This is a genomic window from Rhodospirillum centenum SW, from assembly GCF_000016185.1.
Lineage (GTDB): Bacteria > Pseudomonadota > Alphaproteobacteria > Azospirillales > Azospirillaceae > Rhodocista > Rhodocista centena.
Window position 1 is genome coordinate 1897499 of the sequence record NC_011420.2, and the last position, 24613, is coordinate 1922111.

General features: G+C 71.5%; 22 protein-coding genes. 8 read left to right on the top strand and 14 right to left on the bottom strand.

Annotated features, from left to right (window positions below; translation table 11 throughout):
* Window positions 1-64 precede the first annotated feature (64 nt).
* Window positions 65-1975: a propionyl-CoA synthetase gene (locus tag RC1_RS08840; RefSeq protein WP_012567024.1), complete on the bottom strand. Its 1911-nt coding sequence runs from the start codon at window positions 1973-1975 to the stop codon at window positions 65-67.
* A 309-nt stretch (window positions 1976-2284) separates the two neighbouring features.
* Here RC1_RS08840 and RC1_RS08845 point away from each other — a divergent pair, with 309 nt between their 5' ends.
* Window positions 2285-2629, top strand: a complete 345-nt coding sequence (locus RC1_RS08845) for a hypothetical protein (RefSeq protein ID WP_012567025.1) — start codon at window positions 2285-2287, stop codon at window positions 2627-2629.
* Window positions 2630-2657: 28 nt separating this feature from the next.
* On the opposite strand, the gene RC1_RS08850 is transcribed toward RC1_RS08845, so the two are convergent.
* The 3 genes from RC1_RS08850 to RC1_RS08860 all read right to left on the bottom strand — a co-directional run bounded on the left by RC1_RS08850 (window position 2658) and on the right by RC1_RS08860 (window position 7845).
* Entirely contained in the window at window positions 2658-3728 is a 1071-nt protein-coding gene (locus RC1_RS08850) for a patatin-like phospholipase family protein (protein ID WP_012567026.1), read from the bottom strand.
* A gap of 96 nt (window positions 3729-3824) precedes the next feature.
* Complete coding sequence (locus tag RC1_RS08855) at window positions 3825-4607, bottom strand: 3-hydroxybutyrate dehydrogenase (protein WP_012567027.1); 783 nt, start codon at window positions 4605-4607, stop codon at window positions 3825-3827.
* Between the two features lie 112 nt (window positions 4608-4719).
* The gene (locus RC1_RS08860) at window positions 4720-7845 is read right to left on the bottom strand and encodes an AsmA family protein (RefSeq protein WP_012567028.1); all 3126 of its coding nucleotides are present in this window, start codon (window positions 7843-7845) and stop codon (window positions 4720-4722) included.
* 234 nt (window positions 7846-8079) lie between these two features.
* Here RC1_RS08860 and RC1_RS08865 point away from each other — a divergent pair, with 234 nt between their 5' ends.
* Window positions 8080-8262, top strand: a complete 183-nt coding sequence (locus tag RC1_RS08865) for a DUF4169 family protein (protein WP_012567029.1) — start codon at window positions 8080-8082, stop codon at window positions 8260-8262.
* An 81-nt stretch (window positions 8263-8343) separates the two neighbouring features.
* Here RC1_RS08865 and RC1_RS08870 read toward each other — a convergent pair whose 3' ends face one another.
* The 3 genes from RC1_RS08870 to RC1_RS08880 all read right to left on the bottom strand — a co-directional run bounded on the left by RC1_RS08870 (window position 8344) and on the right by RC1_RS08880 (window position 10240).
* On the bottom strand, window positions 8344-9411 hold the full coding sequence (locus tag RC1_RS08870; protein ID WP_012567030.1) for a 5-(carboxyamino)imidazole ribonucleotide synthase: 1068 nt from the start codon (window positions 9409-9411) through the stop codon (window positions 8344-8346).
* Window positions 9412-9415: 4 nt separating this feature from the next.
* A complete protein-coding gene (purE, locus tag RC1_RS08875) occupies window positions 9416-9886 on the bottom strand; it encodes a 5-(carboxyamino)imidazole ribonucleotide mutase (protein WP_041786227.1) in 471 nt (156 codons plus the stop codon).
* 153 nt (window positions 9887-10039) lie between these two features.
* Window positions 10040-10240: a YdcH family protein gene (locus RC1_RS08880; RefSeq protein ID WP_012567032.1), complete on the bottom strand. Its 201-nt coding sequence runs from the start codon at window positions 10238-10240 to the stop codon at window positions 10040-10042.
* 232 nt (window positions 10241-10472) lie between these two features.
* On the opposite strand from RC1_RS08880, the gene RC1_RS08885 reads away from it, so the two are divergent.
* The 3 genes from RC1_RS08885 to RC1_RS08895 all read left to right on the top strand — a co-directional run bounded on the left by RC1_RS08885 (window position 10473) and on the right by RC1_RS08895 (window position 14325).
* Window positions 10473-11567, top strand: coding sequence for an ATP-dependent 6-phosphofructokinase (locus RC1_RS08885; protein ID WP_012567033.1), 1095 nt, complete (start codon window positions 10473-10475; stop codon window positions 11565-11567).
* A 35-nt stretch (window positions 11568-11602) separates the two neighbouring features.
* The gene (locus tag RC1_RS08890) at window positions 11603-12133 is read left to right on the top strand and encodes a TIGR02444 family protein (protein WP_012567034.1); all 531 of its coding nucleotides are present in this window, start codon (window positions 11603-11605) and stop codon (window positions 12131-12133) included.
* Between the two features lie 68 nt (window positions 12134-12201).
* Window positions 12202-14325 (top strand): M13 family metallopeptidase, encoded by a 2124-nt coding sequence (locus RC1_RS08895; RefSeq protein ID WP_012567035.1) that lies wholly within the window; start codon window positions 12202-12204, stop codon window positions 14323-14325.
* A gap of 124 nt (window positions 14326-14449) precedes the next feature.
* Here RC1_RS08895 and RC1_RS08900 read toward each other — a convergent pair whose 3' ends face one another.
* Both RC1_RS08900 and RC1_RS08905 read right to left on the bottom strand, forming a co-directional pair.
* A complete protein-coding gene (locus RC1_RS08900) occupies window positions 14450-14674 on the bottom strand; it encodes a hypothetical protein (RefSeq protein WP_041785256.1) in 225 nt (74 codons plus the stop codon).
* A 136-nt stretch (window positions 14675-14810) separates the two neighbouring features.
* The gene (locus RC1_RS08905) at window positions 14811-15422 is read right to left on the bottom strand and encodes a UbiX family flavin prenyltransferase (protein WP_012567037.1); all 612 of its coding nucleotides are present in this window, start codon (window positions 15420-15422) and stop codon (window positions 14811-14813) included.
* 88 nt (window positions 15423-15510) lie between these two features.
* On the opposite strand from RC1_RS08905, the gene RC1_RS20755 reads away from it, so the two are divergent.
* Complete coding sequence (locus RC1_RS20755; RefSeq protein ID WP_012567038.1) at window positions 15511-15678, top strand: YdcH family protein; 168 nt, start codon at window positions 15511-15513, stop codon at window positions 15676-15678.
* Window positions 15679-15800: 122 nt separating this feature from the next.
* Here RC1_RS20755 and RC1_RS08910 read toward each other — a convergent pair whose 3' ends face one another.
* Window positions 15801-16415: a DUF1013 domain-containing protein gene (locus tag RC1_RS08910; RefSeq protein ID WP_012567039.1), complete on the bottom strand. Its 615-nt coding sequence runs from the start codon at window positions 16413-16415 to the stop codon at window positions 15801-15803.
* Between the two features lie 152 nt (window positions 16416-16567).
* A complete protein-coding gene (locus tag RC1_RS08915; protein ID WP_012567040.1) occupies window positions 16568-17575 on the bottom strand; it encodes an NAD(P)H-quinone oxidoreductase in 1008 nt (335 codons plus the stop codon).
* A 112-nt stretch (window positions 17576-17687) separates the two neighbouring features.
* Here RC1_RS08915 and RC1_RS08920 point away from each other — a divergent pair, with 112 nt between their 5' ends.
* Window positions 17688-17870: a DUF1192 domain-containing protein gene (locus RC1_RS08920; RefSeq protein WP_012567041.1), complete on the top strand. Its 183-nt coding sequence runs from the start codon at window positions 17688-17690 to the stop codon at window positions 17868-17870.
* Between the two features lie 171 nt (window positions 17871-18041).
* Window positions 18042-20849: a choice-of-anchor I domain-containing protein gene (locus RC1_RS08925; RefSeq protein ID WP_083759278.1), complete on the top strand. Its 2808-nt coding sequence runs from the start codon at window positions 18042-18044 to the stop codon at window positions 20847-20849.
* An 82-nt stretch (window positions 20850-20931) separates the two neighbouring features.
* Here RC1_RS08925 and RC1_RS08930 read toward each other — a convergent pair whose 3' ends face one another.
* The 3 genes from RC1_RS08930 to RC1_RS08940 form a co-directional block, all read right to left on the bottom strand.
* Window positions 20932-21150, bottom strand: coding sequence for a ribbon-helix-helix domain-containing protein (locus RC1_RS08930; protein ID WP_012567043.1), 219 nt, complete (start codon window positions 21148-21150; stop codon window positions 20932-20934).
* A gap of 38 nt (window positions 21151-21188) precedes the next feature.
* Window positions 21189-23375 (bottom strand): TonB-dependent receptor, encoded by a 2187-nt coding sequence (locus RC1_RS08935; protein ID WP_012567044.1) that lies wholly within the window; start codon window positions 23373-23375, stop codon window positions 21189-21191.
* 142 nt (window positions 23376-23517) lie between these two features.
* A complete protein-coding gene (locus RC1_RS08940) occupies window positions 23518-24579 on the bottom strand; it encodes an EAL domain-containing protein (protein ID WP_012567045.1) in 1062 nt (353 codons plus the stop codon).
* Window positions 24580-24613: the final 34 nt, after the last annotated feature.

The window sequence follows — 24613 nt, forward strand, 5'->3', positions numbered from 1 at the left end:
GAGGCCCGGGCCGATATTCCCGGCCCGGGCCTTCGCAGATCGTTCGGCGAGGACGCCCGCCGGGTCAGTCCGCGGGCTTGTCCACGGCGTAGCCGATGGTCCGCAGGGCGTCCCCGATCTCCTCCAGGATCATCGGGTCGTCGATCGTGGCCGGCATCTTCCAGGGTTCCGCATCGGCGATCTTCTGCATGGTGCCGCGCAGGATCTTGCCCGAACGGGTCTTCGGCAGGCGGTCCACGACGATGGCCTGCTTGAAGCTGGCGACCGGGCCGATCTCGTCGCGCACCTTGGCGACGATCTCGCGCACGATCACCTCCGTCGGGCGGGTGACGCCGGCCTTCAGCACGACGAAGCCCAGCGGCACCTGGCCCTTCAACTGGTCCGCCACGCCGATGACGGCGCATTCCGCCACGTCGGGGTGGCCGGCCAGCACCTCCTCCATACCACCGGTGGAGAGCCGGTGGCCCGCCACATTGATGATGTCGTCGGTGCGGGCCATCACATAGACATAGCCGTCCGCATCGACGAAGCCGGCGTCCGCCGTCTGGTAGTAGCCGGAGAACTCCGACAGGTAGCTCTTGCGGAAGCGGTCCTCGGCGTTCCAGAGGGTCGCCAGCGTGCCCGGCGGCAGCGGCAGCTTGCAGACGATGGCGCCGATGTCGCCGCGCTTCACCTCATGCCCGTCCGCGCCCAGGATGCGGACGTCCCAGCCCGGCAGCGGCTTGCAGGTGCTGCCGTACTTGACCGGGAAGAGACCCAGGCCCAGCGGGTTGCCGGCGATCGGCCAGCCCGTCTCCGTCTGCCACCAGTGGTCGATGACGGGGACCTTCAGATGGTCCTCGGCCCAGTGCAGCGTGTCGGGGTCGCTGCGCTCACCCGCCAGGAACAGGGCGCGCAGGCAGGAGACATCGTAGTTCTTCAGCAGCAGTGCGTTCGGGTCGTCGCGCTTGATGGCGCGGAACGCGGTGGGCGCCGTGAACAGCGTCTGGATGCGGTACTCGCTGATCATGCGCCAGAAGGCGCCGGCGTCGGGCGTGCCGACCGGCTTGCCCTCGTAGATCACCGTCGTGCAGCCGTGCAGCAGCGGCGCATAGACGATGTAGCTGTGGCCGACCACCCAGCCCACGTCCGAAGCGGCCCAGAACACCTCGCCCGGCTTCACGCCGTAGAAGTGCTCCATGGTCCACTTCAGCGCCACGGCATGACCGCCGTTGTCGCGCACGACGCCCTTGGGCTGGCCCGTCGTGCCCGAGGTGTAGAGGATGTAGAGCGGGTCGGTGGCGGCGACCGGCACGCAGTCGGCCGGGGTCGTCGCGGCGACGGCGGCCTCCCAGTCGTGGTCGCGGCCGTCGATCAGGGACGCCTGCTCCTGCGGGCGTTGCAGAATCAGGCAGGATTCGGGCTTGTGGGTCGCCTGCTCGATGGCGCTGTCGAGCATCGGCTTGTACTTCACCACCCGGCCCGGCTCGATGCCGCAGGAGGCGGAGACGATCACCTTGGGCTGGGCATCGTTGATGCGGGTCGCCAGCTCGTGCGGGGCGAAACCGCCGAAGACGACGGAGTGGACCGCCCCCAGCCGGGCGCAGGCCAGCATGGCGACCAGCGCCTCCGGCACCATCGGCATGTAGACCAGGACACGGTCGCCCTTGACCACACCGCGGTCGCGCAGCGCGCCGGCGAACAGCGCCACCTGGTCACGGAAGTCGCGGTAGGTCAGGATGCGCTTCGTGCCGGTGACAGGGCTGTCGTAGATGATGGCCGGCTGGTCGGCCCGGCCGCCCTCGACATGGCGGTCGATGGCGTTCCAGCAGGTGTTCAGCTCGCCGCCGGCGAACCAGCGGTAGAGCGGGGCGCGGCTGTCGTCCAGCACGACGTCCCACGGCCTGATCCAGTCGATGTCCTTGGCGGCTTCTCCCCAGAAGCCAGCAGGATCGGCCAGCGAGCGTTGGTGAAGCTCCTCATAGCGGGCCGGCATTGATGCCTCCTCAGAATTTCTCCGCCGCACGCAGATTCCGCACGCACGGCGTGTTGGCTCTCGCTTGTCGCCAAGCGCAATTAGGGCGTGTCGACTCCGCCATGACAATGGGGAAAAGGCAAAGCCCTGCACCTGACCGGGCGACCCCGGACGCCCGCGACCCTTCCGGTCCGGCGACCGCGACGCCATGACATAGGTCATATCAGCGCTGGCTGTTGAAGCATTTTGCTTCCCGCGGCGATGCACCGCGGTTTAGAAGTGGGCCCCCGGCGCCATATGCCGGTAATTTCCGTAGCATATGCCCATGACATGATCGTCGAGAACCGCCGTATCATCTTCTCGCCGGAGGCCGTCCGCGAGGCCGTGAAACTGTACCGCGAGTCGTTCCCCCAGAAGCAGCCGCCCGGCGTACTCGGACCGATCATCCTCCGCAACCAGGCGCCCCTGGCGCTGGGCATTTCAGTACAGGCGGTCGGAGCCAGCAACTTCCGGGAGATCGAGATGGCGGAGACGGAGATCGCCGCCATGCTGATCCTCTACTGCCGCCGCCTGAAGATCCCCCTGCCCCGCGCCAGCTCCAAGTCGATGGAGGCGCAGAACGACAGCCTGGTGCTGTCGATCACCAAGGTCCTGCCGGTCGCACCGGGGGCCTGACCGCCCGTCCGCCCGCGGACGGTGACGCTCAGGCGAAGAAGCGTTCGACCTCGAAGCTGCTGGCCCGGCCGACGCTGGCGAAGCGCTCCTCCAGCCAGCGCGAGGCGGCGGCGCGGCCGAGATCGCGCAGTTCCGTGAGAAAACCCCAGTCGGCGTTCAGCTTGCTGGACACACCCAGCACCGCCATTGCCGCCTCCGCCTCGATCCGGTGCAGGAAGAGGGCGCGCATGCCCGCCTCCTCCTCCGTCAGCCGGCCGGCGGCGAGCAGCCGGTTGACCAGTTCCAGCGAGCGCAGTTCGCGCAGGAAGGTGCCGTTGAAGCCGATCTCGTTCATGCGGTCGATGATCGCCGTCGGCGTCGTCGGCACGGCCGGGCGGGCGATCGGCGTCACCTGCACGATCAGCACGTCGCGGGCGGCGCACTCGTGGATCAGGGGATAGATGGTCGGGTTGCCCATGTAGCCCCCGTCCCAGTAGTGCTCCCCGTCGATCTCCACCGCCTGGAACAGGAACGGCAGGCAGGCCGAGGCGACAAGACAGTCGGCCGACAGCTCCCGCCCCTTGAAGACCTTGAGCTTGCTCTCCCGCACGTTGGTGGCACCGACATAGAGGCGCACGTCCGCCGCCTCGCGCAGGACGTCGAAGTCGATCAGGCCGCGCAGGATCTCCCGCATCGGGTTCAGGCCCAGCGGATTGAACTGGTAGGGACTCATCATCCGGACCAGCAGGTCGAAGCCGGCATAGACCGGGTGGGCCTCCAGGTGCGGGTCGCCGGTGAAGCGCGACATCCAGGAGGGATTCCAGGGGCCGACCGCGTTCGCCTTGGCCAGCCGCCGCCAGAGCCGGTAGAGCTGGCCGCGCGCCTCCTCCCGGCCGCCGGTCAGCAGCCCGTAGGCCAGCATGGCGCCGTTCATGGCGCCGGCGCTGGTGCCGCTGATCCCCTCGAAATCCAGCCGCCCGTCCTCCAGCAGCCGGTCGAGCACGCCCCAGGTGAAGGCGCCGTGGGCGCCGCCCCCCTGGAGAGCGAGATTCACCGTGCGGGTCCCCGCCGCGGCCCCCTGGTCCCCGGACCGTTCCGGTGCCGTCGCACCCTCGACCATGCCGTCCTTCACAGTGTCCGCTGCCTCATGTCAGGGGGGCCTCGTGTCAGGGGGCCTCATGTTGCGGGGGATGGGTCGGGCGCGCCGGGCAGGCCGCTACTGCGCCGTCCAGCCGCCATCCACCGGCAGCGAGGCGCCGGTCAGGTTGGCAGCGGCCGGGCCGCAGAGGAAGACGGCCAGCTCGCCGAGTTGTTCCGGGGTGGTGAACGCCCTGGAGGGCTGCTTCTCCGACAGCAGTCGCACCTCCGCCTCCTGGGGCGGGATGCCCTCGCGCTCGGCCAGGGCGTCGATCTGCTTCTGCACCAGCGGCGTCAGCACCCAGCCGGGACAGATGGCGTTGCAGGTGATGCCGCAGCCCGCCGTCTCCAGCGCCACGACCTTGGTCAGCCCGACGATGCCGTGCTTGGCGGCGACATAGGCCGACTTGTTGACGGAGGCGACCAGACCGTGGGCGCTGGCGATGTTGACGATGCGGCCCCAGCCGCGCGCCTTCATGTGCGGCAGCGCCAGCCGGATGCCGTGGAAGGCGGAGGACAGGTTGATGGCGATCACGGCATCCCAGCGGTCCACCGGGAACTGGTCCACGGGGGCCGTATGCTGGATGCCGGCATTGTTGACCAGCACGTCCACGCCGCCGAACCGCTCGGCACAGGCGGCGACCAGCGCCTCGATCTCCGCCGGCTTCGCCATGTCGGCGCCGTGGTGGATGACGCCGACGCCGAACTCCGTCTCGATGCCGCGACGCAGCTCCTCGATCGCGGCTGCCTCACCGAAGCCGTTCAGCACGATGTCCGCGCCGGCGCGGGCGAGCGAGCGGGCGATCCCCAGCCCGATCCCGCTGGTCGATCCCGTGACGATGGCCGCCTTGCCCTTAAGCATTACCGTCTCCTCCCCTGATCGTGTCTTCCCGGAAGGAATAGCGGAGACGGGCCGGCCGTTCCACCGCCGACCTGCGGCGACGCACAGGCGACAATGGACCGGCGGCGGTTACCTACTGCTTAAGCCGGTCGGGAAGGGAGCCGGTCGGGACCGCCCCCCGGCCCTCCGTCCGGTCACCCCCTGGCGGCGCGGCGGCGGCACGGCCGGCCACCCAGGCCAGCAGCGTGTCCGCCGCCAGCGTCCGGTCCGGTCCGGCGAGCGGCCCGGTCAGGTCCAGGCTGAAAGGCGGCGCCCCGTCCGGTCGGGCCGGCTGCACCGCCGCCGACAGCCGCACGGTATCGGTCAGCGGGTCGAGCACCCCGTCCACCGTGAGGGAACCGGCCGGCCCCTCCGCCGCCAGCCCGCTGCTGCCGGGGGTCCCGGCGGCGAACGCCAGATCGCCGGACAGCCGGGTGAGCGGTGTGCGTCCGGCAGCGACCGCGGCGGCCAGCCGACGGGCGGCGTCCCGGGCGTCGCCGGTCCCGTCAAGCGCCGCCGTGGCGCGGCCGAGGTCGAGACCGAGCAGGACCGTGTCGCTCAGAGCCACCTGCCCCTGGCCGGTCAGGCTGCGCAGCACGCCGGCCGGGTCCGGCCCCGCGCCGCGGCCTTCCATGGCGAGGTCCAGGCGGCCGCCGGACAGGGCCAGCCCGCGGTCCCGGCCGGGCGGCAGGTCGGGCAGGGTCGCCCCCGTCAGTTCCAGCCGCAGGTCCCCCTCCAGCGGGGGAAACGCCCCCTCCCCCTCCGGCAGCGGCTGGGTGAGCCGGAGAGCGGCCTCCAGGCGCCCGCCGCGCCATGTGCCCCGCAGCCGCTCAAGCTCCAGCCCGCCATCGCCGGCAGCGAGGCGGAGGGAGGCCCCTTCCACGGTGGCCCCGGCGAGGGTCAGGGCCTGGGCCTCGATCTCCGCCTCGCCGTCCAGGCCCCGGGTCCAGGACAGATCCCACGGTGACCCGCCGGCCGCCGCCAGGGCGGGAGCGAGACGGTCGAGGTCGAGCGGCCCCGTCACCAGGGACGCCCGCAGCCGTGGCAGATCGCCGGATCGGTCCAGCGCCACCCGGCCGGTCACGGCCGTCTGACCCAGCGTCCCCTGGATGGCATCGACGGTCAGCTCGGGCCAGGTGCCCGTGAGGGCGGCGAAAAGCTCTGTTCCCCCCGGCGCGCCGGCGGGCCGCCAGTCCGGCCACCAGAGCCGGCCGAGGCGTACCGCGTCCGGCAGGGTCGCCCGCAGCTTGAGGTCGAGCGCCGGGGTCCCGTCCGTCCCGGCCAGGGTGCCCCCGGCCTGCACCGTTCCGCCCAGCAGCCCGGCCTCCGCCTCCAGCACCATGCGGGCGGCGTCGCCGGCCAGCCGGGCCGTCAGCGTGACCGGGCCGAGCCGGTCCGGGGCCACCGGCGGCGGGAGGGCCAGAGCCCGGAACAGCGGCGCCAGCGTTTCTGCCCGGGCGCTGACGGTCAGGTCGGTGAAACCGCCCGACAGCGGTTCGCCCACGCGGCCGGCGATGCGGCCGGCGATGCCGGCGGCGGACTCCGCCGACAGGTCGCGCAGGGTCAGGGCGCCGTCCCGGGCCGTGGCGGAGAGAACCAGCCCCTCCACCGGCACCCCGCCCGCCGTCAGGTGCCCGAAGCGGGCATCGAGATCGATGTCGAGCGTCTCCAGCCGGTCCGCCCAGGCGCGCGGATCAATGTCGCCGCCCCCGTCCGGCCGATAGGCGTCCAGGTCCAGCCGGTCGGCGGCGAGGTTCAGGCCCAGGACCGGCCTTTCACCGCCGTCCCACGACACGGCCCCGGTCAGGGTGGTGGTATCGAGGCTGCCGGCAAGATCGGTCAGGCGGAAGGCCGCGGGCGTGCCGGCCAGCCGGCCGGCCAGCGCCGCCGAGCGCAGCCGCTCGGCCGGGATGTCCGCCGTGTCCAGTCCCATCCAGGCCAGGGTGGTGCGCAGGTCCGCCGTCTTCAGCGTGACGGCAGTGTCCGCCCGGAGGAGCCCGTCGGTGGCGGCAAGACGGCCCGAGGCCGTCACCACCGTATCGCCCGGCAGCACGATGCCGGCAGTCTCCAAAGCCAGCCCCCCGTCCTCCAGCCGGCCGCGGAGACGGGCGTCGCGCAGCAGGGCGCGTTCCCAGACGATGTGATCCGCCACGAGATCCAGCGCGAGCACGGCCGGCAGCGGCAGCGGGGCCGTCGGACCGGAACCGGCATCGTCCGCGGGGGAACCGGGCAGCCAGTCGTCCAGGGCCAGGGGCGAGAGCGCCAGGGACAGCCGCGCCGGATCGTCCGCGCTGGCGACGGCCGGCAGGACCAGGGTGCCGGTGCCGCGCGTCTCCCCCACCCGCAGGTCGATCCCCTTCAGGGTGCAGCGCCCGCCCGCGACCGTCAGGGACGCCGCGGCGTTGAAGGGCTGGTCGGCTGCGGCCGGCAGCGCCTCGGGCAGGCGCCGTCCCAGCCCGGCCGCGGCGGCGCGGAGAAGCGATGCCAGCCGCTCCCCCTCCGCGCGCAGGTCCCCCTGCAACCGGGACGGGTCGCCGTCCGGCACGACGCCGGCGAAGCGGACCTGTCCCTTGCCGTCGGGCACGCCCAGCGTGGCCCGCACCGGGACCGTGGCGCCGGGGGCGATACGGCCGGTGGTGACGTCCAGCGTCAGCGGTACCCCGTCGAGACTGAAGCTGCCGGCGACGTTGAAGGGTCCCTGCGGTCCGCCGGCATCCACCGAGCCGCGGATGGAGACCAGATCCAGCCGGCGGCGACCGTCGTCGGCTTCCAGGGTCAGGGTGCCGCGATGGATCGTCATGCGGTCGAGCTGCACCGTCCCGCCCAGGGCGGACAGGTCGATCGGACCGATGCGGCTGCCGTCGGGACGGAACTCGATCCGCATGCGGGAATCGACCAGCGCCAGCTTCTCGATCTGCACCCTGCCCGCCAGCAGCGGCAGCAGCCGCACCTTCACCTCCACCGTTCCGACACTGGCCAGAGGCGGGCGGCCGGGCGCCGCCCCCGGTTCCGAGAGCGCGACATCAGCGGCCAGCAGCGTCGGCGAAGGCAGCAGCGTCAGATCCACGTCGCCGGCAATGGTGACATCCCGCCCCATGGCAGTGGCCAGGAGATCGGCCAGCTCCGGCCGGAAGCGGTTCCAGTCCACCAGGGCCGGGGCCAGCAGCACCGTCGCCAGGACCAGGGCCAGTCCGGCGGCAGCGGTCAGGGGCTTTCTCACGAGGCGTCGTCCCGTCGGAAGAGTGACGCCCTCTCCCTTTCCGGGGCGGGCGTCGAAGGGTAAGCTGGGGGTCGCGTTCTAGGGCGCAAATGTGGCGTCCGCCGGGCGCGCGCAAGGGCACCGGCGGGGCACCGGAGGGGCGCAGGAGCGTTCCGGCGCCGCCGGATGTTCAGCCATGCCGCCGGACCATCCGGCGACAGTCGGAACGGACGCGACACGGGAAGGGAGGGTCCCATGGGGGAGGTCGTCAACCTCAACCGCTACCGCAAGCAGCGCAGCCGCGCCGAGCGCGAGAAGGAGGCCGCCGCCAACCGGGCGAAACACGGCCGGACCAAGGCGGAACGGCACCAGCAGGCGATGCAGCAGTCCAAGGACACCGCCGACCTTGAGCAGCACCGGCTGGACCGGGACGAGTGACCGGGAACGACGGGAAACGGCGTCAGAAAGCCGGCCACGGCTCGGCCGACCTCCGCGCGGTCGGCCTCAGCGCGGTCGGCCTCAGCGCGGTCGGTTGACGTGCCCCATCTTGCGCCCCGGCCGGGCCTGCGCCTTGCCGTAGAGGTGCAGCTTCGCCCCCGGCTCTGCCAGGAGCGCGGGCCACTGCGCCACCTCGTCTCCGATCAGGTTCTTCATGCGCGCCGGGGCACGGATGCCGGTCGGTCCCAGGGGCAGGCCGCAGACCGCGCGGACGAGCTGCTCGAACTGGCATGTCTCCGCGAAATCCATGGTCCAGTGGCCGGAATTGTGCGGCCGCGGGGCGATCTCGTTGACCAGAACGGTGCCGTCGCGGGTGACGAACATCTCCACCGCCAGCAGCCCGACGACGCCCAGCGCCTCGGCCAGCGCGCGGGCGATGCGGTCGGCCTCCGCCGCGACGGAGGGCGCGATGTCGGCCGGGGCCAGCGTTTCGTCCAGGATGCCGGCGCGGTGGCGGTTCTCCACCGCCGGCCAGGCCGCCATCTCCCCGTCCTCGCGCCGGGCGACGATGACGGAGACCTCCAGCGCGAAATCCACCCAGCCTTCCAGGATGCCCTCGGGGGCGCCCATCTCCGCCCAGGCCGCGGCCAGATCGGTGCCGGGCGCGAGCCGGACCTGCCCCTTGCCGTCATAGCCCATGCGGGTGGACTTCAGCACCGACGGGGTGCCCAGCGCGGCCACGGCGTCCGCCAGCCCGGCAACGTCGCGCACGGCGCGGAAGGGGGCCGTGCCGATGCCCAGCGCATTGGCGAACCCCTTCTCCCGCAGCCGGTCCTGCGCCACCGCCAGCACGCCGGCGCCGGGATGCACGGGCACCCGCTCGGCCAGGAAGGCGACCGCCTCCGTCGGGATGTTCTCCCACTCCAGCGTCACCACATCGACCGCGGCGGCGAAGCGGGTCAGGGCGGCGCGGTCGGTGTAGTCGGTGACGATGGTGGCCTCGGCCGCGACCTGGGCGCAGGGCCCTTCCGCCTCATGCGTCAGGACATGGGTGCGGTAGCCCAGCCGGGCCGCCGCCAGCGCCGTCATGCGGCCGAGCTGGCCGCCGCCCAGCATGCCGAGGGTGGCGCCCGGCGCGATCGTCCGCATGATGTCAGCCCTGCGGTTCGTCGACGGGGACCTCGGCCACCCGGTCGGTCTGCCGGGCCCGCCAGTCCACCAGCGCGGCATCCAGCCGCGGGTCGGAGAGCGCCAGCACCGCGGCGGCCAGCAGCGCCCCGTTGATCGCCCCGGCCTTGCCGATGGCCAGCGTGCCGACCGGCACGCCGCCGGGCATCTGCACGATGGAATAGAGGCTGTCCAGCCCGCGCAGCGCGTGGCTTTCCACCGGCACGCCGAAGACCGGCAGCGTCGTCATGCTGGCCGCCATGCCGGGCAGGTGCGCGGCCCCGCCGGCCCCGGCAATGATGACCCTGAGCCCGCGGCCCTTGGCCGTGTGCGCATAGTCGTAGAGGCGCTGCGGCGTCCGGTGGGCGGAGACGATGCGCGCCTCGAACGGCACGCCCAGCTCCTCCAGGACCTGGGCGGCGTGGCGCATGGTCGCCCAGTCGGACTGGCTCCCCATGATGATGCCGACCAGCGGGTCGGCGGCGTGGGTTTCGGGCGGGGTCACGGGCGGCGCTCCTGGCCTGTCGCAGGCGGAAAGCGGCGGATTATAGGAACGGACGCCGCCCGCGCAAGCGTGGTGGTGCAGCGCAGCGCGCCGCGCGGCCGGTGCTCAGGCGATGATGTCGGGCAGCAGCTCGCTCTCGATGCGGGCAATCATGTCCTTCAGCAGCAGCTTGCGCTTCTTCAGCCGCTGGAGCTGCAACTGGTCGATCGGGGTCTGCTCGGAAAGCCGCACGATGACATCGTCCAGGTCGCGGTGTTCGACCCGGAGCGCCGCCAGCTTTTCCTTCATCGCCTGTTGTTCGTTCATGCCACGCGCCGCCACTGCATCGAGCGGGTTCCTTATCACAAATCCCCCGGCAGGTGGCCTGTGGAATTTGCGCCCGGCCGGTGCGGTCCGGACGGTGCATTCCGCCCCCGGTGGCCGGGCGCCCGGCGGCAGGGCGGTTGCGGCGCCGGGGCGATCTGGTAACACTGGCAGCGTCCGGCGCGGACCCGTCCGGGCGCCGGCACCCTTCCCGTCCCGAGCATGGAACCCTGCCATGACGCCCACCAAACGCATCGGCATCCTCACCAGCGGCGGCGACTGCGCCGGCCTGAACGCGGTCATCCGGGCCGTGGTCCATCGGGCCACCACGCATTACGGCTGGCAGGTCGTCGGCATCGAGGACGGCACCCAGGGCCTGCTGTCGCGCCCCGTGCGCTACCTGAACCTGGACCTCAACATGGTGGACGGCACCATGATGCGGCAGGGCGGCACGGTGCTGGGCACCACCAACAAGGGCGACCCCTTCGCCTATCCCATGGCCGACGGCAGCACCCGCGACCGCAGCCAGGAGATCATCGGCGGCCTGCGCGAGCTGGGCGTGGATACGCTGATCGGCATCGGCGGCGACGGCAGCATGGCGATCCTGCGCAGGCTGGCCGCCATCGGCGGAATCAAGCTGATCGGCGTGCCCAAGACCATCGACAACGACCTGGGCATCACCGAGACGTCCGTCGGCTTCGATACGGCCGTCGCCGTGGCGACGGAGGCGCTGGACCGGCTCCAGCCCACCGCAGCCAGCCACGACCGCGTCATGGTGCTGGAGGTGATGGGCCGCGATGCCGGCCATATCGCCCTGACCGCGGGCATCGCCGGCGGCGCCGACGTGATCCTGCTGCCCGAGCTGTCCTGGTCCATCGAGGGCGTGGCGGCGAAGATCCGGCAGGTGCAGCGCAACGGCCGCAACTTCGCCCTGGTCGTCGTCTCCGAAGCCGTGAAGACGGCCGAGGGCGCCGCCGCGCGGAAGGAGTTCGCCGACGGCCAGAAGCGCTACGGCGGCATCGGCAACTACATCGGCCATCTGATCTCCGAGGCGACGGGGGCGGAGACCCGCGTCACCGTGCTGGGCCATGTCCAGCGCGGCTGCCCGCCCTCCTACCGCGACCGGCTGCTGGCCTCGGCCTTCGGCGTGCGCGCCGTGGACCTGATCGCGGAGGGCAAGTCCGACCGGCTGCTGGCCTGGTCGAACCGTCAGGTGATCGACGTGCCGATCGAGGAGGCGATCGCCGCCTATGCCAGCGTCGATACCGCCAGCACCCTGGTGCAGACGGCGCGCGGCCTGGGCATCTATATCGGCGATGTGGACGGCTGAGCGGCCGCCCGCCGCCGCCCTGACGTGATGCCCGCGTGACGGTCTCTGCCGCCCCTTCCCCCGACCTCTGGCGCTTCTCCCTGGCGGTCTACGCCCGGCCGGGCGTGGCACCGATGTGCCTGGAGCTTCAGGACCGGCACGGAGCGGACGTCAACCTGCTGCTCTGGGCCGCCTGGCTGGCCCTGGTGCATGGCCATGTCCTGACGCCGGAGGAACTGGCCGGGGCGGAGGCGGCGGTGGCGCCCTGGCGCGAGGCGGTGGTGCGGCCCTTGCGCGCGGTCCGACGCACGCTGAAGGCTCCGGAACCACCCCTCCCCGCCGACGCCGGCGCCCTGCGGGAGCGGATCAAGGCGGTGGAGCTGGAGGCTGAACGGCTGCAGCAGCAGATGCTGGACGGGCTGCCGGCCACGCGCAGGCCGGGCGGCAGCCCCGCCAGCCCCGCGGCGGCCCTGGCGACCAACCTGTCGCGGCTGGTTCCGCCCGAGACTCTCCCCGCCGTTACACGGGCGTTACACACGGCCGCTCAGGAGTCCGGCATCCTCCGTGGTAGCGTCCCTTCCCCGTGAGGGGGGGCCATCCGCCGCGGTGGTTGGTCCCCCCTCACGGGGAAACCACGAAGAAGCATGGGGCCTCGATGAGCAGGAATTCCAGCAAGGGCGCGCTGTCCCGCCGCGCGCAGTCCACCACGTCCCTGACGGGCGCCGCGCTCGGCGGCATGCTCGGGGCGTTCGCCGTCGCGCTGACCGTCGCCGGTACCGCCGTGGCCGCCGGGCCGACGCAGGTCGCGCAGTCCCAGGCCGTGCCGAAGGCGCAGCCCCCGGCCCCCGGCCTGCCGGTGCTGGACCCGGCCGTCAGCCCCTGCCAGAACTTCTTCCTGCACGCCTGCGGTCCCTGGATCAAGGCGCACCCGATCCCGGACGACCAGTCCCGCTGGGGCAGCTTCAACCTGCTGGCCGAGGACAACCAGGCCCTGCTGCACGACATCCTGGAAGCGGCGGTGAAGGCGCCGACGCCGGAGACGCAGAAGATCGGTGACTACTACAAGGCCTGCATGGACGAGGCCGGCATCGAGGCCAAGGGCCTGAAGCCGCTGGAGCCCGTGCTGTCCGGCATCCAGGGCCTGAAGGACAAGAAGGCGATCGCGCCCCTGCTGGCGGATCTGCACCGCCAGGGCATCGGCGGCCTGTTCCGCTTCGGCCAGCAGCAGGACTTCAAGGACGCCACCATGGCCATCGCCGTGGTGGATCAGGGCGGCCTGGGCCTGCCGGACCGCGACTTCTACCTGAAGGACGACGAGCGCTCGACGAAGCTGCGCGACGCCTATGTGGCGCATGTGCAGAAGATGTTCGAGCTGGCCGGCAGCAAGCCCGAGGAGGCCGCGAAGAAGGCCGCCGCGGTGATGAAGATCGAGACGGCGCTGGCCGACGGCTCGATGACCCGGGTGATGCGCCGGCAGCCCGAGAACCGCTACAACATGAAGGCCTTCGCGGACTTCACGGCGCTGGCCCCCAGCATCGACTGGGCCGCCTACACCGCGGCGCTGGGCGTGCCGCCGCAGAAGGATCTGAACGTCGCCAACCCGGCCTTCTTCCAGAAGCTGGAGGAGGTGGTCAAGGCGACCTCGCTGGACGACCTGAAGACCTATCTGTCCTGGCACGCCCTGCGCGGTGCTGCGCCGATGCTGCCCGACGCCTTCGTGCAGGAGAATTTCAACTTCTACGGCAAGGCCCTGTCGGGGGCGAAGCAGATCCGCCCGCGCTGGAAGCGCTGCGTCGCGGCGACCGACAACGCGCTGGGCGAGGATCTCGGCCAGCACTATGTCGAGAAGGTGTTCGGCCCCGACCACAAAAAGCGCATGCTGTCCATGGTCGCGGACATCCAGTCCGCCTTCCACGAGAAGATGGGCACGCTGGAATGGATGAGCCCGGAGACCCAGACCAAGGCCCGTGAGAAGCTGGCCGCGGTGCAGAACAAGATCGGCTATCCCGACCAGTGGCTGGACTACTCGCTGCTGGAGGTGAAGCCGGACGACGCGCTGGGCAACGCCGCCCGCGCCAACGCCTTCGAGACGAAGCGCGACCTGGACAAGATCGGCAAGCCCGTGGACCGCGGCGAGTGGTTCATGACCCCGCCGACCGTGAACGCCTACTATTCGCCGGCCTTCAACGACATCAACTTCCCGGCCGGCATCCTGCGTCCGCCCTTCTTCGACTTCGAGGCCGACGACGCCTACAACTACGGCGCCATCGGCGCCGTGATCGGGCATGAGATCACGCACGGCTTCGACGACCAGGGCCGCAAGTTCGACGCCAAGGGCAACCTGTCGAACTGGTGGACCGAGGACGACGCCAAGCGCTTCACCGAGCGCGCCCAGTGCCTGGTGGACCAGTACGGCTCCTACGTCGCGGAAGGCGACGTGAAGCAGAACGGCGAGCTGACCCTGGGCGAGAACACCGCCGACAACGGCGGCCTGCGTCTGGCCCTGGCCGGGCTGCGCAAGCGGCTGGGCGAGAAGGGGCTGGCCGAGAAGGTCGGCGGCCTGACGGCGGAGCAGCGCTTCTTCTACGGCTGGGCGCATGTCTGGTGCGCCACGGCGCGGCCGGAGGCGCGGGTGCTGCAGGCCAAGACCGACCCGCACTCGCTGCCGGAGTACCGTGTCAACGGCACCGTCTCCAACATGGAAGACTTCGCCAAGGCCTTCAACTGCAAGCCCACGGACCCGATGGTCCGCGGCGAGAAGGCCTGCCGCGTCTGGTGACGGCCGGGGCCGGGGCACCGCCCCGGCTCCCCTTCCCCTTCGCGGATACGACGAGGGCGGGCCCGCAAGGACCCGCCCTTTCGCATTCCAGGCTCCGGCGGACCGGAATGTCGGCCGACGCCGGTCAGTTCCGGTCGGTGCGGTCCTCGATCCGGTCGCCGGCCTCTTCGGCGTTCCGCTCCAGGCGGTCGCCGGTATTCTCCAGGGCCTCCCCGGTCTCCTCGGCCGCCTCGTCGAGCTGGGCGCCGGCCCGCTCGGCGGGACCCTCGTTGTCGCAGGCGGCCAGGGCCAGCGGCGAAGCCAGCAGGGCCACGGCGAGGAAGCGGCGCAGGGTGGGGTTGGCGGTCATGTCCATGTCCGTTCGCTGTTGCAGGGGGCCGCCGCAGCGGCTGCAACAACCAACGTCAAGAGCGCATCGGTGGTTCCGGGCGCCGTGAAACGATCACACTGGGGCGATTCCGGGGCAGCGCCTCCCCGGTCGGGGTTCAGTCCCCGTCCGCAGCGACGGGCGGCACCGGGGCCGGGGCTGCCGGATCGCGCCAGCGCCGCACCCGGTCCGTCTCGATGTCGAACAGGTCGAGCACGCGGCCGACCGTGTGGTCCACCATCTCGTCCACCGAGCCGGGCAGCGCATAGAGCGCCGGCACCGGCGGATAGACGATCGCCCCCATCTCCGTCACCGCCACCATGGAGCGCAGATGACCCAGATGCAGCGGCGTCTCCCGCACCATCAGGACCAGCCGCCGGCGCTCCTTCAGCACGACATCGGCCGCGCGGGTCAGCAGCGTCGAGGTCACGCCGGTGGCGATCTCGCTCAGGCTGCGCATGGAGCACGGGGCGACGACCATGCCGAGCGTGCGGAAGCTGCCGCTGGAGATGGCGGCCCCGATATCCTGCGGGGAATGCGCCACATCCGCCAGCGCCCGCACGTCCGCCGCCTTCAGGTCTGTTTCATACGCAAGGGTCACCTCCGCCGACCTGCTCATTACGAGGTGGGTTTCGATCGGCAAGGGACGTAGGATTTGCAGCAGGCGGATGCCGTAGACGACACCCGAGGCGCCGCTGATACCGACGATGAGGCGGGGAGTTCCGGACATGGACGTGATGTAGCGTTCCGCCGCGCCAGCGTCCAGCACCAGCTTCCCGCCCGTGACCTGAGTCCGCGACCCGGCAGGAGGGAACGAGATGTCGATGGTGGAGCGTGTCGAATCCCTGAAGGTGAAGCACCGGACCCTGGAGGCGCTGCTGCGCCACGAGACGCAACGGCCCCTGCCCGACCCCGCCATCGTCACCCGCCTGAAGCGGGAGAAACTGCGCATCAAGGATGAGATCGCCCGGATCGCCCTGGCCTGACCGGGAGCCGGACGACAGGGGCTGGAAGAGACACCAGCCGGAAACGCAGACGGCGTGTCCCGCCAGGGACACGCCGTCCGTTCCGTGACCGTGACAGGCCGGGAGCGCCTGCCGGGATGCCGTCAGTCGGCGTCGTACTCGGCCGCGTCCCCGGCACCTGCACCGCCTTCGACCAGCCCGGAGACGGTCTCCGTCTCCTCCTCCTCGTCGGCGGGGCGGCCCTTGCGAGCCTTCTCCAGCGCCGCTTCCATCTCCCGCTGGCTGCACAGGCCCAGCAGGACGGGGTTGCGCGGCTTGATGTTCTGGGAGTTCCAGTGGGTCTTGTCGCGCACCGAGGCGATGGTCGGCTTCGTCGTGCCGATCAGCTTGCAGATCTGCGCGTCGGTGAGCTGCGGATAGGTCTTCAGCAGCCAGGAGATCGCGTCGGGCTTGTCGCCGCGCTTGGTCACCGGCGTATAGCGCGGCCCCTTGGCGCGGGCGACCGGCTGCGGCAGATCCTGGTGCCGCATCTGGAGCTTGGCGTTCGGGTCCTTTTCCACCCGATGGATCTCGTCCCAGGTAAGCTCGCCGCCCGCGATGGGGTCGCGCCCGACCATGCCTACCGCCACCTCGTCGTCGGCGATGGCCTGGACCTCCAGCTCGTGCATGCCGCAGAACTCGGCGATCTGATCGAAGGTCAGGCCGGTGTTCTCGACCAGCCAGACCGCGGTCGCCTTCGGCATCAGGGGCAGAGCCATGTTTCCTCCTCGAACGCAAAGCCCGCCCGTGGCGCGGGTCACTGGCCCCGCGCAGCCCCGGACGGAAATGTCACGTATGCTTCTGCTATACAGGCAGGTGCCGGGAGAGGTCACGCCTTTTCGCAAGGAGCGCGCGTGGCGGACAGCCGGCTTCACCCGGCAACGGTGAGGATGATCTTGCCGACATGCTCGCCGGATTCGATCAGGGCATGGGCGGCGGCGGCCTGCTCCAGCGGGAAGGTGCGGTAGATGCGCGGCCGCACCAGCCCCTCCTCCAGCAGCGGCCAGACCTTCTCCTGCAGGGCCACGGCGATGCGCCCCTTCTCCGCCACCGGCCGCGGCCGCAGGGTGGAGCCGGTGAGCACCAGCCGCTTCTGCATCACCCACATCAGGTTGAGCGTCCCCTTCGGCCCGCGCTGGAAGGCGATGGAGACATGCCGCCCGTCGGGGGCGAGGCAGTCCACGTTGCGGGCAAGGTAGTCGCCACCGACCATGTCCAGCACCACGTCGACCCCGGTGCCGCCGGTCAGCTCCTTGACCACGACCACGAAATCCTCGGCCTTGTAGTCGATGCCGCGGTCGGCCCCCAGCTCCTCGCAGGCGCGGGCCTTGGCCGGGCTTCCGGCGGTGGCGAAGACACGGGCGCCGAACGCCTTGGCGAGCTGGATGGCGGTGGTGCCGATGCCGCTGGTGCCGCCATGGACCAGCAGCGACTCGGTCGGCTTCAGGGCGCCGCGCTCGAACACGTTGCTCCAGACGGTGAAGAAGGTCTCCGGCACGCCCGCCGCCTCCACCGCCGACAGCCCGCGCGGGATCGGCAGGCACTGCGGTGCCGGGGCGACGCAGTAGGCGGCATAGCCGCCGCCGGCGACCAGGGCGCAGAGCGCATCGCCCTCGCGCCAGCCCGACACGCCCTCGCCCACGGCCGCGACGGTGCCGGCCACCTCAAGCCCCGGCAGGTCGCTCGCCCCCGGCGGCGGCGGATAGAGGCCCAGGCGCTGGAGCACGTCCGGACGGTTGACGCCGGCGGCGGCGACGCGGATCAGCAGCTCGCCCGGGCCGGGCCGCGGCACCGGCCGCTCCACCGGGCGCAGCACCTCCGGGCCGCCGGCCCCGCCGATCTCCACCGCACGCATCCGCTCGGGCACCGCCATCACCATCCTCCTGAAAACCGACGGAGCGCCCCTGACCGGATCGCGCCCGCTGTTGCCCCGGCCCCGGGGCGGGGACAGACTATACAGATCGGAACCGCCTTGAGCAGAGGATGACGCCATGGAACCGGAGGATTTCGAGCCGCGCAACCGGCCGGCCAGACCGAAGGATCTCTCCACCCTGTCGGTGGGCGACCTGGAGGAGTACATCGCCGGCCTGGAGGCCGAGATCGCCCGCGCCCGCGCGACGATCCAGGCGAAACAGGCCGTGACCGCCGCCGCCCAGGCCGTCTTCAAGCGCTGAGCGTCCGTCAGGCCCGGGCATCTGATGCCGGACGTCGCGGCGCTGCCGCCGGAGCGAGAGGAGCGCCGCGGACGTCACAGAACGTCTCGTCCGTCATAAGACTTTTTCGCACGTCATAAGACTTTCATGGAGCGCTGCTAGGGTCCCGCCTCTTTCCTGAGGGGGGAAACGATGAACGGTTTCAGGACTCTGACATCAGCTCTGGCGCTCGTGACGGCGCTCGGCGCGGGGAGCGCCGCCGCCGATCCGGCACTGATGGACTTCGTGCTGCGCCCGGGCACCGACGGCGCCGAGGGCTCGATCGCGGTGGCGATCCCCCTGGCCGACAGCGACGCGGCCCGCACCTTCCTTGACCTGCGCGGCAGCATCGACGATGCCGACCGCCGCGTCGCCAACATCGGCATCGGCCATCGCTTCCGCCTGGGCGCGGTGGTGCTGGGCGGCGCCGTCTACTACGACCGGGTCCGCACCGACCTGGAGAGCGACTTCAGCCAGGCCACCGTCAGCCTGGACCTGATGACCGCCGACCTGGACCTGCGCGCCAACTATTACGCACCGCTGGACGACGAGGAGTCGGTCGGCACGACCGTCGCCGGGGCGCCGCGCCTGTCGGGCAACCATATCGTCCGCAGCATCTTCCAGCCGCGCGAAGTGACGCTGAAGGGCTTCGACGCCGAGGTCGGCTACCGCCTGGGCGCCATCGAGGGCTACGACGTGCGCGCCTTCGCCGGCGGCTACCGCTACACCGACGACGAGGCGCCCACGGTGGACGGCGTCAAGGGTCGCCTGGAAGCGTGGTCGCAGGACGGCCGCTTCAGCTTCGGCATCGAGGTGCGGGACGACGACCAGGACGACACGCAGGCGTTCGCCACCTTCCGCATGCGGCTGGGCCTGTTCAGCGAGCCGGCCCGGCGCGAAGGCACCGCGTCCCGCCTGGACTGGCCGGTGCTGCGCGAATCCGGCGTGCGCACGGCCGGCCCCGGCCGCTCCGATGACCGTTTCGTCGCCGAGGAGCAGTACAACCTGACGAGCGGCACCTTCGGCGGCAGCGGGGGCACCCGGCTGGTGTTCGTGAGCCAGGGCGCCGCGGGCACCGGCACCGTGGAAAGCCCGTTCGGCAGCATCGCCGCCGCCGCCGCCGCGGCGCAGGCGAACGACCTCATCTATGTCCGCAGCGGCTCCTACACCGGCAACGTGGCGCTGAAGAACGGCCAGCAGCTCATCGGCCAGGGCGAGGCGCTGAGCGCGGGTGGCACCACCCTGATCGCCGCCGGCGAGCGGCCGAGCCTGACGGCCGCCAGCGGGAACGTGGTGACGCTGGCCAACGGCAACACCGTTGCCGGCCTGCGCATCACCGCCCCTGCGGGGACGACGAACCGGGACGAGTTCGCCGCCGTTCTGGGCGACAACATCACCGGCCAGACCCTGCGTAACAACGATTTCTCCGGGAACACCGGCAGCAACGGCACCTCGTCCGTGGGTGTGCGCCTGACCAACATGGCCGGCATCGCCGGCACCCGGTCGGAGACGCGCCACTTCGTCTCCAACAGCACCAGCGCCCCCTATTACGGCACCTACTATACGGGCTTCGGCGCCAACAACGCCGAGATCGTCTCCGTCACCACGGCGAACGGCGGCTGGGGCGTGCTCTCGACCGACGGCGCCGGCACGGTGGACGTGTTCAGCATCGGCAGCGGCGACATCGCCGGCCTGCCCATCCTGATGCGGCGCGACACGGTGCGGGCCGACATCGCCCGCGACGTCGGCGCCGCCGCGGCGGGCGACCTGACGACGGTGACCGTGCATCCGACGTCCGGCTACTATCTGGTGGCGGTGCAGCACACCGACATCACCAGAAGCGGCCTTGTGGAGATCCGCGACAAGGCCACGGGCCGCGTCATCCAGCGCGTGACCGCGGGCGTCGGACCGGACGGCACCGGCATCTCCCCCGACGGCCGCTGGGCCGTGGTCGCCAACGAGGCGGAGGCGCTGAACGCCCCGGGCTCGATCACCGTGATCGATCTGGCGAAGGCCGCCAGCGGCGGGGCCGTGGCGCGGCAGGTCGCGCTGACCGACCAGACCGGGACCTTCTACGCCAACCCGGCGGGCACGCAGCAGCGTTTCACCGACAACGACGACCCCGTGCGCGTCGGTCCCGTGACGCACGACCCTGAGGGGCTCCAGCCCGAATATGTCGGCTTCAGCAGCGACAGCCGCTACGCCTATGTCTCCTTGCAGGAGAACAACGGTGTGATGGCCCTGGACCTGACCGGCGGCACGGCGCCGCGGTACTTCAACCTGGGCGCGGTGACGCGGACCGGGGTCGATCTGACCAACAGCTCCAGCAACCCGCCGCAGATCAGCTTCACCCAGACCCTGACCGGGGCGCTGCGCGAGCCGGACGGCGTCGCTGGCTTCACGCTGAACGGAGTCCGCTACTTCATCACCGCCGACGAGGGCGACACCAGCCAGCCGGGGGTGAGCAGCAGCCAGCGTTTCCGCGGCGGCCGCTCCGTCTCCATCTTCAACGCGGAGACGGGGCAGCTCGTCGGCGACACCGGCAGCCAGTTCGACCAGCTCCTGTTCAGCACCGGCAACGCGGCGATGGAGGCCAACCCCGGCATCTACGGGTCGCTGTCGCAGGCGCCGCGCTACTACAACGATGACCGCTCCCGCCGAGGCGGCAGCGAGCCGGAGGTGCTGACCGTGTTCGAGCAGAACGGCGCCACCTATGCCGCCGTCGGTCTGGAGCGCGGTGCCAGCATCGCACTGGTCAACCTGTCCGACCCGGCGCGCCCGCGGGTGGAGACCATCGCCCTCTTGCCGCGCGATCTGACGACGGTGACCGGCACGGTCGGCCTGGCCGCCAACCCGGAGGGCATCGCCTCGGCCGTGTTCGGCGGCCGGCGCTTCGTCTATGCCGGGCTGGAGAACGCCGGCAACGTCGCCATCTGGCGCTTCAACCCGGGCGGCAACTGACGCCCGGCCGAGAGACCCCGGATTGCTCCTCAACTCGGGGGCGGCAGCGATGCCGCCCCCTTTTCTTCGCCCGCGGCGCCCGTCAGCCCCGGGGAACCTCCCCGGCCCTGACCGCCTCCAGCACATGGACCCGCAGCGCGCTGGAGAGATTGCCCGTGCGGGTCGCGTCCACCTCCTCGATCAGGGTGCCGACGGGGACGCCGCGCGCCGCCGCCAGTTCCTTCAGCGCCTCCCAGAACGGTTCCTCCAGCGTCACGCTGGTCGGGTGCCCCGCCACGAGCACGGATCGCTTCTTGATCATGGTCCGCCGCCCCCTTCCGCCGGATCAGCCCCGGCCGCTCAGAACGTCACCCGGCCGGTCAGGCTCCAGACCCGGCCGTCGCCGGGCGTCACCAGCCAGGCGCGGGCGGAGCCGCGGGCCGGGTCGGAGAAGCGCACGGCCACCGGCGGCGTGCGGTCGTCGAACAGGTTCTCCACCCGCAGGGTCAGGCGCCAGGGGCCGCTTTCCAGCCCGGTCCAGACATCCACGCGGCCGGCGGACGGGACCCAGGAGAGGTTGGAGTTCTCCGTGTACTGGCGCGACTGCCAGAGCCATTCGCCGCCCGTGAACCAGCCCAGGTCCGCGGCCCAGGGCAGGTCGCCGTCATACTGCGCGGTGGCCGCGACCTGATGCCGGCTCTGCCGCGGCAGGGCGTTGCCGGAGATGTCGCCCGTGGGGCCGAAGGCGGGGATGTCGCGGTAGTCGGGGTCCTGGTAGTCGCGGAATTCCGCATCCACCAGCGTATAGGCGAGGCTGAGGTCCAGCCCCGCCGCGGGCGTCGCCGCCAGTTCCAGTTCCAGCCCGCGGCTGCGGCTGCGGGCGGCATTGTTGGTGTAGAAGTTGTTGGACCGGCCGGCGGCGCTGGCCGCGACCACCTGCTGGTCGCGCCAGTCGATCCAGAACAGCGCCGCGTTGGCGGTCAGCAGGCCGTCGAACCACGCCGTCTTGGTCCCCACCTCGTAGGTCCAGTTCGTCTCCGGACCGAAGCTGCGCTCCGTATCGAACAGGTTGGCCATGGTATTGAAGCCGCCGCTCTTCGCCCCCTTGGCGACGCTGGCATAGAGCATGGCCGTGTCCGTCGCCTGCCAGGAGAGGGCGAAGCGCGGAGTCCACATGGTCCAGCGGTCGGACAGCGCGATGGGATTGCCGGCCGCGTCGCGGCTGGTGGTCCGGAAGTCCTTCTCGTCGCGCTGCCAGCGCAGGTCGGCCGTGGCGGTCAGCCCGTCCAGCAGGCGCCAGCCGAGCGAGCCGTAGAGGGCGGTGCTGTCCGTCTCCTCGTCCGTGCGCGGCAGCCGCGGGCTGACGGTCTGGCCCAGCGCGTACTCGATGTTCCGCCGCTCCGTCTCGTTGTCGAAATGGTAGACGCTGGCGCCGACGATCCAGGTCAGCGCCTGCCCGCGGTCGGCGGAGACGAGCCGCAGCTCCTGGCCCGCGTCCCAGCGGTCGGTGAGCTGGCCGGCGCCGGAGACGAGGGCGGCCGTGTAGTCGTTGTCGCGGTTGAACTCGTTGGTTTCGGCGTTGAACGCCGTGATGGCGGTCAGCGTCGCCGCGTCCAGCGCATAGTCCACGGTCAGGGCGGTGCGCCACGCATCGCGCCGGAAGCCGAAATGCTCGGGATTGGCGGCGAAGGGGCCGCTGCTCTCCGGGATAGCGCCGCAGTACTGGCTGAACACGCCGGTCGCGGCGCGCGGCTCGCAGTTGGTGGCGAGGTAGTATCCCTTGGGCTGGCCGTCGTCGTCCTCGGCGTAGGAGACGCGCAGCAACGCCTCCAGCCGCTCCGTCGGCGTCGCGCGCAGGGTCAGGGCCCCGGCGACGCTCTTCTCCGAGCCGATCTCCGGCCCGCCGGCCAGCGCATTGTCGTAGAAGCCGCCATAGTCGCGCAGGGACACGCTGGCCCGCGCCGCCAGCTTGCCGGGGATCAGCGGGCCGCCGACGGCCGCCGCAGCCTGCCGCTGCTGCTTGGAGCCGAAGCCCGCTTCCGCGAAGCCCTCCAGCGTGTCGCCCGGCCGGCGCGTCACAAGGTTGACGGCGCCGCCGAAGGTGTTGCGGCCGAACAGGGCGTTCTGCGGTCCCTTCAGCACCTCCACCCGCTCCAGGTCGTTGAGGAACAGGTTGATGGAACTGCGGCCGGAGACATAGACGCCGTCCAGGAAGAAGCCGACCGACGGCTCCTCCCCCGTGCCGGGCTGGGTCAGGCCACGGATCGCCGGGGCCGGGTTGAAGCGGCCGAAGGGGTCGCTGACGACGAGGCCGGGCGCGCGCACCGCGATGCCGGCGATGCTGTCCACCCGCGCCCGCTCGATCAGGGTCGCGTCCAGCACCGTGACGGAGACCGGCACGCGCTGCGGGTTCTCCTCCCGCTGGCGGGCGGTGATGACGATCTCCTCCACCGGCGCCGCCCCGGCGGGGAAGGCGTGCAGGACGGTGACGGCCGCGGACAGGGACGGCAGCAGGGCGGCCGCGGCCGCCATGGACGTTCTACGCATCGGTCGGTGTCTTCGGTGCCGGGGATGTCGGGCGCGTCCTTCCGGAGCGCGCGCAGGGCTGCCGGGTAGCAGCTTCGCGGCAGCCCTGTCCAGCGCGGCCGGCCCGCCTGCGTCACCCGCAGGCAGCACCGTGGCACGGATGCTACGCCGCGCCCGCCTGCGCCGGGTCGAAGGGGCGGCCGAGCAGATAGCCCTGCATCAGGTCGATGCCGCGGTCCAGCAGCCAGTCACGGTCGGCTTCCTCCTCGATCCCTTCCGCCACCGAGAGCGCGCCCGTGTCGCGGATCATCGGGATCAGGTGGCCGACGATGCTCTGCCGGTAGCGGTCGGCATGGACGCCGCGGATCAGCCCCATGTCGATCTTCACGACGTCGGGGCGCAGTTCCTGCATCAGGCTGAGCCCGGCGAACCCGGCGCCCACATCGTCCAGCGCGATGCGGAACCCGGCCTTGCGGTAGAAGGCCAGGATGTTGCGCAGGTGGTCGAGATCCTTGACCTCGGCGCTCTCGATCACCTCGAAGACGACATCGCCCGGATCGAGGCCGATCTCCTGGATGAAGCGGGCCGTGGTGCGCAGGCAGTAGGTCGGGTCGTAGATGGCCGAGGGGTTGAAGTTGATGAAGACCTTGCCCCCCGACGGCCGGACCCGGCCCGCCGCCTGCAACCCGGCGCGGCGTGCCACGAGGTCGAGGTTGAAGAGAAGGTCCGCCTCCCGGGCCGTGTCGAACAGGGGGCCGGCGCCGATCAGGCTGCCGTCGGCCTCCCGCCCGCGCAGCAGGCTCTCATGGCCGTAGAGCGTGCCGTCGCGTCCGACGATGGGCTGGAGCATGGCGAACAGCCGGTCATGCTCCACCAGATCCACCAGCCAGCGCCCGCGCACCCGGGCCACCAGATGGCGCAGGGTGACCGTGTGCAGCCAGTCGCCCATGCGCGGGGCAACGTCGGCCGGCAGCAGCAGGGCACGGGTGTGCGTCTGCTCCTCCCGCGAGAGCAGCGGGTCGAGCGCGGCGCAGAAGCGTTGGAGCTGGTCGGCGCTGGCGGTGAAGCCCAGACAGTCCCCGTCCTCCAGCGGCTCCAGGGCCAGCGCGTGCTCGCGCGCCAGCCGGGCCACCTTGGTGCGGGTGAAGCCGGTCGCAAACCCCAGGAGAACCCGGTTCTCGGGATACTCGACGGGGGGAAGCCGCTCGCAGTCGGGACAACGCATGCGCCGGGGTCCTCCCTTCTGTCCGTCGAAGGCA